Source organism: Tardiphaga sp. 813_E8_N1_3, from assembly GCF_051811025.1.
GTDB lineage: Bacteria > Pseudomonadota > Alphaproteobacteria > Rhizobiales > Xanthobacteraceae > Tardiphaga.
This window is the reverse complement of the sequence record NZ_JBPWQE010000001.1, coordinates 286553-300450: the sequence shown is the minus strand read 5'-3', so window position 1 is coordinate 300450 and position 13898 is coordinate 286553. Positions and strand designations below refer to the sequence as shown.

At 59.0% G+C, this 13898-nt stretch carries 16 protein-coding genes; 4 read left to right on the top strand and 12 right to left on the bottom strand.

The window, feature by feature from the left end:
• Nucleotides 1-2 precede the first annotated feature (2 nt).
• The 6 genes from AB8A33_RS01385 to AB8A33_RS01360 form a co-directional block, all read right to left on the bottom strand.
• Nucleotides 3-332, bottom strand: coding sequence for a hypothetical protein (locus AB8A33_RS01385; RefSeq protein ID WP_439091126.1), 330 nt, complete (start codon nt 330-332; stop codon nt 3-5).
• Nucleotides 329-1024: a hypothetical protein gene (locus AB8A33_RS01380; protein WP_439091125.1), complete on the bottom strand. Its 696-nt coding sequence runs from the start codon at nt 1022-1024 to the stop codon at nt 329-331. Before AB8A33_RS01380 ends, AB8A33_RS01385 begins: the two co-directional genes overlap by 4 nt.
• Entirely contained in the window at nt 1005-1613 is a 609-nt protein-coding gene (locus AB8A33_RS01375) for a hypothetical protein (protein ID WP_439091124.1), read from the bottom strand. Before AB8A33_RS01375 ends, AB8A33_RS01380 begins: the two co-directional genes overlap by 20 nt.
• A 1-nt stretch (nt 1614) precedes the next feature.
• Nucleotides 1615-1878, bottom strand: a complete 264-nt coding sequence (locus tag AB8A33_RS01370) for a hypothetical protein (RefSeq protein ID WP_439091123.1) — start codon at nt 1876-1878, stop codon at nt 1615-1617.
• 19 nt (nt 1879-1897) lie between these two features.
• Nucleotides 1898-2680 carry a terminase small subunit gene (locus AB8A33_RS01365; protein ID WP_439091122.1) on the bottom strand — a complete coding sequence of 261 codons (783 nt, stop codon included), beginning with the start codon at nt 2678-2680 and terminating at the stop codon, nt 1898-1900.
• 86 nt (nt 2681-2766) lie between these two features.
• Complete coding sequence (locus AB8A33_RS01360) at nt 2767-2982, bottom strand: hypothetical protein (RefSeq protein WP_439091121.1); 216 nt, start codon at nt 2980-2982, stop codon at nt 2767-2769.
• Between the two features lie 321 nt (nt 2983-3303).
• Here AB8A33_RS01360 and AB8A33_RS01355 point away from each other — a divergent pair, with 321 nt between their 5' ends.
• The gene (locus AB8A33_RS01355; protein WP_439091120.1) at nt 3304-3582 is read left to right on the top strand and encodes a hypothetical protein; all 279 of its coding nucleotides are present in this window, start codon (nt 3304-3306) and stop codon (nt 3580-3582) included.
• Nucleotides 3583-3623: 41 nt separating this feature from the next.
• Here the strand turns inward: AB8A33_RS01355 and AB8A33_RS01350 are convergent, their stop codons facing one another.
• The 6 genes from AB8A33_RS01350 to AB8A33_RS01325 all read right to left on the bottom strand — a co-directional run bounded on the left by AB8A33_RS01350 (nt 3624) and on the right by AB8A33_RS01325 (nt 10155).
• Nucleotides 3624-4625 (bottom strand): hypothetical protein, encoded by a 1002-nt coding sequence (locus AB8A33_RS01350; protein ID WP_439091119.1) that lies wholly within the window; start codon nt 4623-4625, stop codon nt 3624-3626.
• A gap of 69 nt (nt 4626-4694) precedes the next feature.
• Nucleotides 4695-6572, bottom strand: a complete 1878-nt coding sequence (locus AB8A33_RS01345) for a DUF5906 domain-containing protein (protein ID WP_439095825.1) — start codon at nt 6570-6572, stop codon at nt 4695-4697.
• Nucleotides 6573-6577: 5 nt separating this feature from the next.
• Nucleotides 6578-7027, bottom strand: coding sequence for a hypothetical protein (locus AB8A33_RS01340; protein ID WP_439091118.1), 450 nt, complete (start codon nt 7025-7027; stop codon nt 6578-6580).
• 132 nt (nt 7028-7159) lie between these two features.
• The gene (locus AB8A33_RS01335) at nt 7160-7366 is read right to left on the bottom strand and encodes a helix-turn-helix transcriptional regulator (protein WP_439091117.1); all 207 of its coding nucleotides are present in this window, start codon (nt 7364-7366) and stop codon (nt 7160-7162) included.
• 88 nt (nt 7367-7454) lie between these two features.
• Complete coding sequence (locus tag AB8A33_RS01330; RefSeq protein WP_439091116.1) at nt 7455-8675, bottom strand: tyrosine-type recombinase/integrase; 1221 nt, start codon at nt 8673-8675, stop codon at nt 7455-7457.
• 262 nt (nt 8676-8937) lie between these two features.
• Nucleotides 8938-10155: an MFS transporter gene (locus AB8A33_RS01325; protein WP_439091115.1), complete on the bottom strand. Its 1218-nt coding sequence runs from the start codon at nt 10153-10155 to the stop codon at nt 8938-8940.
• 285 nt (nt 10156-10440) lie between these two features.
• Between AB8A33_RS01325 and AB8A33_RS01320 the strand changes: the two genes are divergently transcribed.
• The 3 genes from AB8A33_RS01320 to AB8A33_RS01310 all read left to right on the top strand — a co-directional run bounded on the left by AB8A33_RS01320 (nt 10441) and on the right by AB8A33_RS01310 (nt 13858).
• Entirely contained in the window at nt 10441-11667 is a 1227-nt protein-coding gene (locus AB8A33_RS01320) for a hypothetical protein (RefSeq protein WP_439091114.1), read from the top strand.
• A 161-nt stretch (nt 11668-11828) separates the two neighbouring features.
• On the top strand, nt 11829-12743 hold the full coding sequence (locus AB8A33_RS01315) for an alpha/beta fold hydrolase (RefSeq protein ID WP_439091113.1): 915 nt from the start codon (nt 11829-11831) through the stop codon (nt 12741-12743).
• A gap of 98 nt (nt 12744-12841) precedes the next feature.
• Nucleotides 12842-13858, top strand: coding sequence for an LLM class flavin-dependent oxidoreductase (locus tag AB8A33_RS01310; RefSeq protein WP_439091112.1), 1017 nt, complete (start codon nt 12842-12844; stop codon nt 13856-13858).
• The last annotated feature ends 40 nt before the right edge of the window (nt 13859-13898 follow it).

Below are 13898 nucleotides of genomic sequence, written 5' to 3'. Positions count from 1 at the left end.
GATCAGTCTGCTTTCATTACCAAACGGTAGCCCCGGCGATAGCCCACGTTCTCGATGCTAATTCCGGATCCTTCCAGCCGATCGCGGAGATGACAGAGCGCAGATTTGAATGCTGCGTACATGCGCTGAAGTGCAGGACCTCCATCAATGTCATCAATCCACATCGCATCGAATATACGACTCGTTTGAACCGGGCGCCCCTTTCCGCGCCAGACCGCACCGAGAACGCGCGCCTCCATCGGCGACACGCGGAACCGATCAATCAATATTTCGAGCGAAGGGACTCGCACCGGCTGGCTGCAACAAGGGCACGGGATGGGCTCAAACGTCATTTCGAACTCCCATACCCGCGTCGGCGAGCTTCTTTGATAGCTGCTCGAATGAGCCGGATATCATTGCCGGACCCGGTGTGATTGAGAGAGGCGATTGTGCCAGGAGCGATTATTTCCAGGTCGCGAATGAACGCCTGGGCCGCTCCAAGGTCATGCAGATAGTCTTCGCCGCACTCGGCCTGGATCGCTGCCATGCTGGAGGCGAATTCCTCGCCCCTTTTCTCCTCGGAAGGTGCTGCAACGGTGTCACCTTGCCGCTCCCGAACAATATCCAGAGCCGCAGTCAAATCGGCAGCCTGCGTCCCTGCAGTACGCGCATCATCGATCAGCGCTTCCCCCGCCGCATTAAGGGCTTGCGCACGATCGACATCACCGTCGGCCACCGCCGAATTGGCAAAGCCGTCGAAGAAGTCCGCTGCACTGGTGCTGTCGAAGTCTTGAGAATCTTTCGGAAAGAGCCGGTCGGCGACGTTCTGACCTTCCGCAACTGCGGGCTTAGCAGTATCGGCCGCACCCGCCGATTCGTTGGGGAACAGTCGGGTAGCCGCTGCGTCAGCGTCCGGCTTTTCCGAGCGCATCAGGCGCGCTTCTGCCTCTGACTGCTGCACCTTGAAATATTCTGGCGTTCGCAAAGGCACGGGCGCGTCATTGGGGAAGAGGATGTAAGAGGCTTCAGATGTCATCTGCTTCATCTTCCACGATCAAGAGATTTGCCCAAGCGCGGCGCGCAATCTCTGCAACGAGGGGACGATTGGCATTGAGCCGATCGTTGCCATTTGAGAACGCCACGACCCGATCGACGGCGAACTGTGATAAATTCTTGCGCCCCACGATCGCATCTCCCGGCGGTTCACCGGCGTCACGCAACGCGTTCCAGATTGCCCGTTCTGTCTCGGCAATGCCGCCAATAGCGGCTTTCAATTCGGCAAGTAACTCGTCAGCGCGCACCGCGCGCTTCACGATCTCGGCAGCACGCTCCCGTGCGGTTTGATGATGACGTGCCCGGTAGGCCTCATCTTTCATCTTCGCCGCGTTCAGCTCGCTGGCAATGGCAACCTGTCTTGCCAACTCCAAAACAGACACATCCTCCGTCGCCTGCCGAATCTGCGCCCGCACGTTTGCGAGCAAGGCAACGGCGGCCTCATCACCAGAAGCGGCCGGAAGAGAAAAGTCCCGCGATTGGTCTTCGAGTTGGCCGATCAGATCACGTGCCACTGCGAGATTGCCATCGATCTGCGCGGAAGTGAGCGTCGCGACGTTCGCGTTTGCTAACATGCTCATGTCAAACTCCTGCCCATGCTGATGCCGCAAACGAAGCGACAGTGGGTCCGTTGAACTGGCTCTGATCGGTCATGCGGCCAACCGCATAATCGGCAAGACGAATGCGGCCCGCGCGTGTGTCGTGGTTTGCGTTAGGCTGCGCCTGCCGGATTTCTAGCTCGGCGGCTTCGATGATCGCCTTGGCTGCGCGAAACTGAGTGACAAGCGTGTCCAGAGCGGCAGCCTGGTTTACGATCGTGGCGATGTTGGCGGCGACGGTTGCCATTTGTCAGATGCCTTTCAGATCAATCTTTGAGGGGGTCGTAGTCGGTTTGAACGGGACCGGAGAAGTCCGGCCATGGTGCAGCCGGCATGATTGGCCGGTGAATTCTCGGCGGCGGCGTTGGCGCGGCCTGCGGCGGGGGTGTTGCTTCACGTGCCACAGGCTCGGGCCTGGGCTGATCTTGCTCAGTATTGGACGGAGTTGCGGAGGCGACAGACGCGATATCGACCGCCGTGTCCTCAGTCCCGGCCGCGATAATCCTTGCCTTCGCGCGCGCCAAGCGATCGGCCAAGCCATCAAGGCCGTTGTGCTGCACGGTGTCCTGGAACGCGTTGACCCTGATATGCTTGCCGATCAATTCGATCCGGCGCAGGCGATCGGACAAGCGAAGCTTCTTCACCACGCCGATCTGAACCCGGTCTTTCCCGTAACCGTCATACAGCGCCTCGATATCGAGGCCGGCGACAAGGCCGGTGCGCCAGATGGGCGGCCACTCATCAACGGGTTTGAGATCACCGGCGTGGGTGTACAGGTCGGCAAGATCGGCCTGGGCTTCCGCGAACAGCCGCTGCAGCACGTAGTCGGCATCAACATCGAGGCGTTCGAATCGAGCAATCTTTGCAGCATCAATCGTAGCAGCAATGCCCGGATGCTTCAGAAGCGCGACCGCCTGCTCATTGGCCGTGCGCGCGCTGTAACCAGCACGGATAGCGGCTTTGGTGCCGTTGAGGTCGATCAGATACTCGGCGACGAAGCGCTGTTGCTTCGGGGTCAGGCCAGCAGATGGTGCGTCGGGCTTCATCATTCCCAACGCATAAACCGCGAATGGTTGCCGTCACCACTCGCTGACTAAGTTTTGCTAACGAGCCATCCGACGAGTGCGCACGACATTTAGGCCTGAATGGTTCGAGCCTTGATGCGGTTTTTTTTCGCCTTCTTGGCTTTGTTTCTTTTTTTCATCCGTTCGCGCTTAAGCAGCAGCGTTTCGGCACGACTGGTCCGACGCAACAAAACTTTTGCGTCTGTCATCCGCTCACTCGGCGGGCATCGCTTTTCGGCGGGCCCGAAACTAATGCCAAAGGATGCCTGCCTGTTGATCGGTCTCATTCGAGCATCCTGAGTACCTGACCTAGACCGCATGCGGAACGTGCGGAAGATCAACGTGAAATTGCGCACGATTGCGCATTAGTGCTGCATATGAGAGACCGAAAGTTGAGTCCGTTCAAACCGTTACATGCAAGTGACAGACCCATTGTCGAAAATTTCATGTAGGGTTGTGTGTATACCGGGTTATGTAGTCGGGTATGACGCGAATATATGGAGTATCGAGCTTTTAACCCTCACTTGTGACCAACCTGTTGAAATCTTCAGATTGCCGCCTCGCAGGCGACGTCCGATGTGCGCAATCGTCTGTCATGGAGTTAACCAGTGACCACGATCGAAGAACACTTGGAAGATTTGGAACTCCTGGTGCGAACGGCTAAGTCAACCGGCATGAAGCCCGACGCGTTCACCACCGGCTTCCGCGACGCCATGCACAAGGTGAGCAGCTCTTTCAAAGGAGCGCCACCAGAGGGCTTCTTGAATGCTGATCATTTTCTAACGGAGGCGCTGCTCTCTTACGAAGAACACCCTAACCTTGCCGGCATTGGGCGCATCGGTACTGCATTAGTGGGATATCAAAGATCAGCAATTGCTATGCGGTGACGCTGTATATTCTTGGCACTGAGCGGCGCGGTGATACTCACCTATCCGCTAGTCAGCCAGCTCGCCACATCGCTGAAGTGCCGGACATTCCGCCTAAAGAGACTCTCTGCCTTTGCAGCTACGTCGGCGCGCGGGTTGATGATATCCACCGAGCCTGCCCTGCGGATCCAATTTGAATAAAGGGCGATCAGGTCGGCATCACTGTCCGTCAGTCCAATGCCCCACATAACTACTTGTCGAGGTTTCCGGTGCTTGATTGCGTCAATGATCATTCTTGCGGTTGGATGCTGATCGAACCGCTTGTTAAGACGAGGCGGCATAATGCCACTGAAGCTTCTATATCCCGCCGGCTGTGGCAAGCCGAGCCAGCCCGGTTGTCCGAAGGTGAATCCAGCTTCGTTCGTCACCATATTGAGTGAGCCGTGAGGCTTGCAAACCAACAACTGACCATTTTTGGCGATGCCTGGAGCGTAAACGAAGGGTGATCCGATCTGCTCTAAAGCTAATTCAAAGACAGTATCGTAGTTTAAGTTGAGAATGAGGTCTCCGGGCTGCAGACGAGCAGCGACCGATTTCGTCAGATCAAGACTTCGCCACCCAGAACCGTTTTCATGAAAACATTGCATCATACTGAAGGCGATCGGATTTCCGATGCCATGATAGAGAAGATCATCCCAGAATGCAGGTGTCCGGCCATCGTCCGGAACGCCAGCCGATGTGATCCGCAACCCTGAAATATACCCAGGAGGCGGTCTATCGCTTACTTTGAACTCAGCATTTCGATTGTTCCATACGAACTCCATAAATCGCTCAATGTTGGCAGCGCCGGTCTCCTCAAGTTGATAGAAAAGCTCCCTCGGATCGGCCCCCAAATCTTGGTGACCAAGTTGATTTAAATAGGCTTCTAAGAAAGGATGCGGAGAGTAATTCTCCCAGGTCTTTCGTGCGAAGTTATTGATGAGCGGAGGGCAAAGTTCAGCTGGATGTCCGAGTGCGATTGCCTCACCATAAGTTGCACCGGCACCAACGATAATATGCTTCATTGCAGGCCCCGCCCCCGTCGATTCGACGTTACGTACAGATCACTACGATCATCAAAACGGGATCGTCGATTACCAGTCTATCCTTGTCTTGTGGCAGACGCCAACGGCGACTGAGCCGCTCGATCGCCGCACGATCTGAATGCCCGAGGCCTTCAAGCGCTGCGAGAACGTATTCACTGGCGGCAAGAACCGCTCATTGTGCCCCTCATCAAGTGCCCAGCCCTTGAAGGCAGCATACAACTTGCCGGTCGCCTGCCATCCGCCGGCAGGTTCGTCAGTGACCTTCGTAGTCTGAACCGTCAACCACTCCTGGACCGGATCGAGCATGAGCCAGCTCTGCAGAGCCTCCTTCGACGAGGCCGGGATTGTATAAGCCTTATTTCGGATCAGCCGCTGGGCTCCGGCAATAGCAAACTGAAGCAGTAGATGAAGCTCGTCATTACGAATTTTCTCAATGATGTCCGGGATGATCTCGCTTTCTGGAATGGTGCGGTTGAAGCGGACAACCACGAGGCGGCGCTGAAGCCCCCGATCAAGCCCGCCGTTGAAGCGTGGCAGCGTATTCGTCGTGAAACAGTGCAACGCTCTAGGTCGAAACGTCACGGCAGAACGGTAGACGTCGCGGCCTTCTAATGCGTCACCGGTCACAGCTGCCTTGAACGATTCACCTGCAATCGCTGACGCAGAAAGTTCGTCGGCAACATTCGCGGCCTTACCCGCTAGGTTGATGATGCGCCGCTCGTCGCCGAACGCGGCGGGCGAGATTGAAGAAACGGAGCCGTCCGGCAGCAGGCATGACAGGAGCCGTGCGATCGTGCTCTTGCCGTTACTCGCAGTCTCACCCAAGAAAACGAACGCTTTCGGTTGTAGTAGCTTCGTTGCCAGACCAAGCGCCGCCGCGCCCAGCATCTCACCGACCAATTGCTGCTTGGCGCGCGCATCGGCGTCGTCGCGAAACGCACCAGATAGGAGGTGATGGAGGAAAGAGCCGTCCGGCGGTTCCATATCGTCATGAGCTTTGAAATCGGCTGGGATCGTGAACCGAAACCTATCGTCGGCACTGTGTGGACGAAGCGACAGATTGCCCGCGTCGTCGAATGTGATTACGCCATTCGCAGCGTTAACGCCGACTGTGCCCCTTTCAAAATAATCGGGTTTCCCCAGGATCGAGCCGAGTTCGCTAAGAACGCCGTCGATCATCCGCTTGCCCACCTTCAGCGGGGTTCCCTTGTCGCCGACGCGTGCCCCATCGAATTGATGGACCATGAGCCGCATGCGCTGTTCTGGAATTTCAGACCATTGTGTTCGGTCGAACTCCCAGAACTGCCCCTCCGCTCGCACGACTTTGCCTCCGCGATCGACGGACAGTTCGCGTGCCAAGATGCCGGCGACCTCAACTTCACTGCCCCATACGACGTGATGCGCGGGAACCATGCGGACAAGCTTGCCTTGGTCGGCGGTTTCTGCCTCATACGTCGGCTTGACTTGCCCGCCAGGAAATTCTTCGCTGACGAGCTTTGGTGACGGCGGCAATGCAACGGTAGGTTTCGACTGGGCGGTCAGCGGATAGGGCTTCACAGCCTCGCGCATGAAGCCGTCTAAACGGGACTTGTCCCAGCCTTCGCGGATTGCCATTTCCGCATTCCAGCCCCTCGGCATCGCTTGGCCGAATACGTCCACGATGCGGACCGTAGAGCCAAGCTGGCTCACGTGCTTGGCTATCTCATTCGCCATAGCCAGACCCGGCCCGTCAGCGTCCGGCCAGATCACTACGTTGCGGCCGGCGAAAGGTTTCCAGTCGGCGTGTTTAACGCCCTGCGTTCCGCCTGCCCACGACACGACGTCGCGGCCAGTCGCGGCGGCGAGTTTGTCGCGGCACGTTTCACCAGCAACCACGATCACCTGACGGGAACCGCCAACCTGCCGTTCTCCAACAATCCCCGGCATTTCGATCACCGATAGTGTCGGAGAAAGCGACGGCGACGGCCTAATCTCTCCACCTGAAAAGCCTCGTAACGGCTCGAAACTTCATTCTCAATTCCCAGCCGCTGCACAATCCGAAGGAGGCGTTGTTGCGTTTTCTCGTCTTCGCACGCGTGATCACGCCCGCCCGAATAGAGAAAATGTTGCGCCTTGAATTTAATTGACAGCGGCATGTTAAAGTTCAGCATTGGAAGGACTTCGATCGATCCGTCCAACCGCTTGCGGCAGAGCGGATGCGATCGACGATCAAAAATGACCAGTGAACCGTCCGCCTCCTCCCACCAACCATAGGGGAAGAAAACCCATCGCCGAACACGGTGAAGGCCACGCGCGTTTTGTGTGATAGCCGGGTCGATGGTATCGAATGGATCGAGGAACTCGCTGTCGGAAAACTCTATCGATCGAGTGTGAGCATTCATTGGTGCCTCTGCAGTATTGCAAAGGACGAGTCCGTGATGTAAAAATCGCAACTGCCAAGAAGCGAAATGGAAATCAGACCCGCCCGGTTCTCTTTGAGCCGGGCGTTTTTCATGCCCGGCGTGGCGGATCGTTTAAGCAACGACGTGGCGTGCGGTCTTTGCCTTCTCAATTACTTCCAAAATTTCCGACTTCGGCCAACGCCGGAATTTCCCAAGCTTCACGGGCTTTGGAACAGTCCCGTTGCCTGCCCATCGCCACAGCGTCGGCTCCGAGCATTTCAGTATCTTACAGCACTCGCCTACAGTCAGAAGGGGATCGGCAGCAACATCCTTGATCATCGTTGTTCCTCACATATGGTCGATGATCATAAGTAGTTTTCAAATGGTTGTTCTGTCCATCAGTTAAAATGATTACTATTTTTGGTAATCACTGTCCTGATATCAACCGGAGAACTTGCCCGCTTCTGCCGGCAACGAACTCGCCCCATCTTTCCATCAGCGCTGATCGCTGTTCCAGAAAATCAGTTCGTCGGTACGCCCGAACAACCCTGTTGCCGGCAACATGCTGCAGCACTGTCTCGGCAACCTCATGGGGTGCATCGGTGGCCTCCGCTAACCAATCGCGCAATGATGAGCGAAACCCGTGCGGACGAGCATCGAGCTTTGCACGTCGCATATACATGCCGAGCGTCATATCGCTGACGACGCCTCGCTTCGTGCTCGGAAATAGAAAGCCAAATCGAGCGTGACATTGCGCCTTTTCGATTACTGATAAAGCCTCCGCCGAGAGAGGAACCCGAAAATCATCAGTCGCATCCTTGCGACCCTTCATGGCCTCGCCCGGCACCGTCCATACAGCGACTTCCCGGCCGACAATTTTCGTGCGTGCAATCTGATCTTCGCGAATGAAGCGCAAGGGAAGCGAACGAACTCCCGTCAAAATCAAAAGACGCAGCGCGAGGTGCGTTATCGTACCATCGCTCAACGTCGCGTAGAATGCTGGAACGTCCTGCCAGGGCATTGCAGGAATGTTACCAGCTTTGTGCCGCGATCTGCCGAGCAACTCCCTTGCCTTTTCTACCGCCTGCAGATCCACATCGAGACCAAGAGCTGCTGCGTGCCGCATAACGATATTGAGTCGATTCATCGCCTTGCGGGCAGTCTCGGCCTTCGCGTGCCAAATTGGAGCTATCACGTCGCGAATGTCGATCTGGTCGATCTCAGCGACCGGCACCTTGCCTAACTTGGGCAGGATATGGAGCTCGATGGGCGTGAACCATCTCCCCGCCTTGCCATCCCCTTTTAATTCAGCCTTGCGGCTTTCGAATGCATCCTTCGCAACATCACAGAGCAGATACTTATTTTTCGCGAGTTCGCGATTTTGGCGTTCTCGTTCCTTGATCGGATCGCCGCCGTTTCGGACCACGCCACGCCACTTCGCAGCACTCTCGCGGGCATCTTTTAAGCCGACGTCCGAGATCGAGCCCAGCCCCATATGGCGGAGACGTCCATGCACCGCGATCCGCAAGACCCAACTGCCGGCGTCCTTACTGCTCTTAAATAGCCACAGACCGCCCCCGTCTCCGTATTTGCCCGCTGGAGCCTGCTTCACTCTGACTGCCGAGAGTTTGTCGCGACCTGTCGCCATTGATCCTTGCCCACCTGTTTCCACACTCCCTCGTTCGATGAGGTGAAATGCGATGATAATCAGCGATGGGTAGTGATCCAGATTTCTGTAGTCTGTTCAACCGCTTGAGCAGCGAACAACTATCAATGATGACGAACAATAAGCCATAATAGCTGGATTCGATTCCGGCCAGGGGCACCAACAGTTCATCAGCATAATCCGTTGACGACGGGCTATATTTCCGAAGCGCGTCACCCGCAAATGGCGACTGGAAGATTTGTCCTCACGCCGGCAGGGGCACGGGCTCCGCTTTCGCGACCGGCATCGGCCTAAATGTCATGGCGATCAGGAAAGCGCCGAGCCCCATGATCCAGGAGCCGATATAGAGCCAAGCGTAGCTGGCGAACGCGTCGTAGATCAAACCTCCGGCGAGAGGTCCAGTCGCCATGCCAAGGCTGCCGGCCATGGCCGTTCCGCCGATCACCGTGCCCATCATCCGCAGCGGAAAGTTTTCGCGCGCGAGAACGGCGTAGAGCGGCATGGTGCCGGCGTAGATGAAGCCAAAGACCGCCGCCACCGTGTAGAACCCGCCGAGTTCACGCACGAAGACAAAACCGAGCGCGCCGAACGCCTGGGCGAGCAAGCCAAGGACCAGTACACGCTTGGCGCCAAAACGGTCGCCGAGCAGGCCGAAGGCGATACGGCCGCCCATCCCTGCCAAACCTTCGACGCTATAAATCGTGACCGCGGCGACAATCGGTATGCCGCAGCTGATCGCATAGCTCACAGTATGGATGATCGGCCCAGAATGCGTGGCGCAGCAGAAGAAATTCGTCAGCAGCAGGATGATGAACTGTGGCGAGCGTAGCGCCTGCGCGCGCGACATCTCTGCTTGCACCGGCTCGCCGGATGGAACGGGAGGCGCGCCCTCCAGCGCCGGCGCGCGGCGCACCAGCAGTGAGACTGGAATCATGATCGCGGCCACGACGAGGGCCACGATCTGCATCGAGGTGCGCCAATCGTGGTTCGAAACGAGCCAGGCCGCCAGCGGCGACATGGTCATGGGCGCCATGCCCATCCCCGCCGAAACCAGCGAGACGGCCAGGCTGCGATGCGTATCGAACCAGCCGGTGACAGTCGCCATCATCGGCGCAAAGATCGCGGCAGTGGCGCCGCCGACCATCAGCCCGAAGACAAATTGAAATGCGACCAGAGATGTCGCGAGGCTCGCCAGCGCCAGGCTTGACGCGAGCACGACCGACCCGGACAACACCACCGGGAGTGGCCCCAGTCGGTCGGACAAGGTGCCCCAGATCATGCTGGTGACAGCCATCGCGAGGAAGCCAATTGTCATGGCGCTCGATATACCGGTGACCGACCAGCCGGTATCCCGCGCGATCAGCTGCAGGAACACCGGCAGCGAAAACATGCCGCCGATCGCGACGCAGCCCAGAAGGCCGCCCGCGGCGACGATTACCCAGCGATAGTGAGAATTGGTCATTCCTGGTCTCCATGTCAGCGCTCTCTGAGTGGAAGACGCATGGGACGGGCCGGAGCCGACAGGCCGAGGGCCGTCGCAGCTCACGTTTTTGCGAGCGTGCAAGTGGTTTGCCGAAAGCATAACCAGCGCGCGGTTGATCGCTGACGAGAACATCTCTTGTCGATCGGCGGTTTATTGAGTCTAACAGGCCCAGACTGCCCCGAGGCGTCACTGGGGCTTCAAGTGTGCGAGATCGAAATGCCCAGCCTGAGCAGGCGAGCACTCATGATAGGAGGAGCGGCATCTATGATGCTGCGCTCGGGTCCATTGGCCGCGCTGCCGCTTCCCGGCCCGTCCGATACCTTTACCGACAGTGTAGGCGTCAATGTGCATATCAGCAGCGAGCCATATGCGAGTAATTTCGACCGTTTTCACGATCTACTTACAGCCAGCGGCATTCACCATCTGCGCGACGAGTTGCGGCCGGGCAACGATCTCGATCGCTGGCGCGCGCTGAACAAGCGCTCGAACATCCTGTTCAATCTTGTGGTGTCGCCGGCGACTAACACCGTGCCGGAGATGATAAGCTATCTCGCCGCACTGGGCATCGAGCGCGTCTCGGCGATGGAGGGCCAGAACGAGGGCAACAGCGACTGGTTCCTGTCGCTGCCGCTGGCGAAGCCGGGCTGGAGCAATGTCGTCGTGAACTATCAGCGCGAGGTGCACGCTGCGCTGCGCGCGCGATATGCGGCGGCGGAGTTGCCGCTGCTGTCGCCCAGCGTCATCAACTGGAAGCCCGCCGACGTCGCGCTGCTGCGCCCGGCCGCGCAGTTCAGCGATGCCGTCGCGATCCATTCCTATGTACAGAAGGCGCAAGAGCCGGAAACAACCAACGACTACGCCGCCGTGTCCTGGTATCTGCACAATATGCGCGACGCCTTCAAACCCGGCGCACCCGCGCTGGCAACCGAATGCGGCTATTGCAATGTCGTGAAGCCCGGTACCTCCGGCGTCTCGGAAACGGCGGCGGCGCTCTATCTGCCGCGGCTGCTGCTCAACAACTTCCGCCTCGGCATTCTCCGGACATTCCTCTACGAATTCTTCGATGGCGGTACCGATCCCAACGACGGAGAACATCATTGGGGCCTCGTCCGCAATGACGGCTCGCCGAAGCCCGGCTACCATGCGATCCGGAATCTCCTGTCCGCACTGAAAGGCGCACGCCGCGCCAACAACGATCCGCCGCTACGCGTGGCATCCACGGCACCGGACCTGCGGCATATCGCGTTTCAGGATGCGCAGGGACAACCGCTGCTTGCGGTATGGCGCGCGGTGCGCTGCTGGAATGTGGAGAAGGCTGAAGACATCCCGGTGCCTACGGAGCCGATCGACATCGCCGTCGATGGCCCTGCCGCTTCGCTCTCCTTCAACCGTCCGAATGACGATGCCGACTGGCGCCGCGTGCCGGTGACCGACGGACACGCGACGATCCCGCTCGACGGCCGCGTGGCAATCGTCAGGCGTTCCAGCTGAGCTGGTATGACCGGGTGTGGCTTGAACCACCCCGCCGCGCTTTGTATCGTGCAATTGCGTACGAACTGACGGTGAGCAGCGAAGTCTTTCAGACTCTGCGGTCCGGCCAAGCATCCGACGGCTTCGCCTTTTGCTCCAAAATATAACGGATTCTTCCCCATATGGACTATGCGCCTTCCGCCCCGGCCCTTGCTGCCGAGACGCACGCTTTTCAGGTTCTGCTCGAAGACGGCGCCACCGCGAGCATACGCGTTTATGGAAGAGGCCCACGGATCATCTGCAGCCATGGTAATGGCCTCGCCATCGATGCCTTTCAAAGCTTCTGGCACCACTTCACCGATGACTACGAGACCGTGGTGTTTGACTTTCGTCATCACGGCCGCAGCAGTCCGTATCGCCAGCCCATTCCGCATGTCTGGCCACAGCTCATCCGCGACTATGAGGCGATCATGCAAGGGATCACGCGCGAACTCGGCGCGGCGCCCAGCCTCGGCGCATTTCATTCGATGAGCGCACTGACGACCCTGCTGCATGCCGCCGAATATGAGACGCCGTGGATCGGCATCGTCGGCTTCGAGCCACCGGCAACGCCGCCGGCGAGCTATCCGGAGTTCCAGAGTTTCCGCACGGAAAATGACAGACTCGCCGGACGCGCCGCGCAACGTCGCACCAGCTTTCCGAATGTGCAGGAGCTGTTTGACTCCTATCGCCGCAGCCGGGCATTTGCCGGCGTCGACGATGCCGGACTGCAAGCACTCGCCGCATCCACGCTGCGCTGGAATGATGACAGGCTGCTCTATGAACTCGCCTGCGCCAGGGAATTCGAGGCCAGCATCTTCACCATGCAGGATCTCCCGGGCGCCTGGGAGCGGATGTGCAGCGTCAGGCTGCCGGTGCTGCTCGTCGCCGGCGAACCAAAGACGAGAACCAGCCCGTTCGTCGACATGGAGCGTGCCTTCGCGCGCGATGGCGGCTTCGCCTTCACTACCGCGCCTGACGCCTCGCATTTCATGCAGATGGAAAAGCCGGCCGAATGCGCCGCGATCGTCCGCGCCTTCCACGCCGGCCTGACCTGACCGCTCGGGAGTAACGCCGGGCTGCCATGCCGGGCGCGCAACCGGCTGGCAATCCGCCACCGCCGTTCCCACATTGCAAGGGCAATGGGAGCCCCGTCATGACTGCACTTTCGATCCTCGACCTCGTCCGCGTCACCCAGGACACCGATGCGCGCGGCGCGCTCGACAATTCCCGGGATCTGGCCGGCCATGCTGAGAAATGGGGCTATCAGCGGTTCTGGGTCGCCGAACATCACAACATGATCGGCATCGCCAGCGCAGCCACATCGGTGGTGATCGGCCATATCGCGGCGGGGACTAAAACCATCCGCGTCGGCGCCGGCGGCATCATGCTGCCGAATCATGCGCCCATCGTCATCGCCGAACAGTTCGGCACGCTGGCCCGGCTGTTTCCCGGCCGCATCGATCTCGGCCTCGGCCGCGCGCCGGGCACCGACCAGATGACCATGCGGGCGCTGCGCCGTTCGCTGCAGAATTCCGACAATTTTCCGCAAGACATCCAGGAGCTGCAGGCCTATTTCGCTCCGGCCGGCCCAAACCAGCGCCTGCAGGCGGTGCCTGCCGCGGGCACCGACGTGCCGCTGTGGATTCTCGGCTCCTCGACCTATGGCGCGCAGCTCGCCGCCGCCCTCGGCCTGCCCTATGCTTTCGCTTCGCATTTCGCGCCCGACCAGTTGCTGCAGGCGCTGCAGATCTATCATCAGCACTTCGAAGCCTCCGAACAGTCGACGAAGCCGCATGCAATGGTCGGCGTCAACATCATCGCCGCCGACACCGATGCCGAGGCCAAGCGGTTATGGACCACGCAGCAGATGTCGTTCACCAACATGTTCCGCGGCACCCGCGGCCTGAGCGCGCCGCCGATCGACGATATCGAGACCTACTGGGCGCCAGCCGAGAAGATGCAGGCCATGGGCATGCTGCGGCGTTCGATCATCGGCTCCAAGGAAACGGTTCGCGCCGGCATCGCCGCGCTGGTCGAAGAGACCGGCGCGGATGAGCTGATGATCGTCTCCGACGTCTACGACCACGCCACGCGGTTGAAGTCCTATGAGATGATCGCGGAGGCCACCGCGGATCTCAACAAGACACCGAAAACCGTAGCTGCTGAATAGCCAAGAAACGCGTCATTCCGGGGCGCGTGCGCATCTTCGC

Coding starts and splice junctions, on each gene's coding strand:
- AB8A33_RS01385 (WP_439091126.1), bottom strand. CDS start 332: ATGACGTTTGAGCCCATCCCGTGCCCTTGTTGCAGCCAGCCGGTGCGA.
- AB8A33_RS01380 (WP_439091125.1), bottom strand. CDS start 1,024: ATGAAGCAGATGACATCTGAAGCCTCTTACATCCTCTTCCCCAATGAC.
- AB8A33_RS01375 (WP_439091124.1), bottom strand. CDS start 1,613: ATGAGCATGTTAGCAAACGCGAACGTCGCGACGCTCACTTCCGCGCAG.
- AB8A33_RS01370 (WP_439091123.1), bottom strand. CDS start 1,878: ATGGCAACCGTCGCCGCCAACATCGCCACGATCGTAAACCAGGCTGCC.
- AB8A33_RS01365 (WP_439091122.1), bottom strand. CDS start 2,680: ATGATGAAGCCCGACGCACCATCTGCTGGCCTGACCCCGAAGCAACAG.
- AB8A33_RS01360 (WP_439091121.1), bottom strand. CDS start 2,982: ATGAGACCGATCAACAGGCAGGCATCCTTTGGCATTAGTTTCGGGCCC.
- AB8A33_RS01350 (WP_439091119.1), bottom strand. CDS start 4,625: ATGAAGCATATTATCGTTGGTGCCGGTGCAACTTATGGTGAGGCAATC.
- AB8A33_RS01345 (WP_439095825.1), bottom strand. CDS start 6,572: ATGCCGGGGATTGTTGGAGAACGGCAGGTTGGCGGTTCCCGTCAGGTG.
- AB8A33_RS01340 (WP_439091118.1), bottom strand. CDS start 7,027: ATGAATGCTCACACTCGATCGATAGAGTTTTCCGACAGCGAGTTCCTC.
- AB8A33_RS01335 (WP_439091117.1), bottom strand. CDS start 7,366: ATGATCAAGGATGTTGCTGCCGATCCCCTTCTGACTGTAGGCGAGTGC.
- AB8A33_RS01330 (WP_439091116.1), bottom strand. CDS start 8,675: ATGGCGACAGGTCGCGACAAACTCTCGGCAGTCAGAGTGAAGCAGGCT.
- AB8A33_RS01325 (WP_439091115.1), bottom strand. CDS start 10,155: ATGACCAATTCTCACTATCGCTGGGTAATCGTCGCCGCGGGCGGCCTT.
- AB8A33_RS01320 (WP_439091114.1), top strand. CDS start 10,441: ATGATGCTGCGCTCGGGTCCATTGGCCGCGCTGCCGCTTCCCGGCCCG.
- AB8A33_RS01315 (WP_439091113.1), top strand. CDS start 11,829: ATGGACTATGCGCCTTCCGCCCCGGCCCTTGCTGCCGAGACGCACGCT.
- AB8A33_RS01310 (WP_439091112.1), top strand. CDS start 12,842: ATGACTGCACTTTCGATCCTCGACCTCGTCCGCGTCACCCAGGACACC.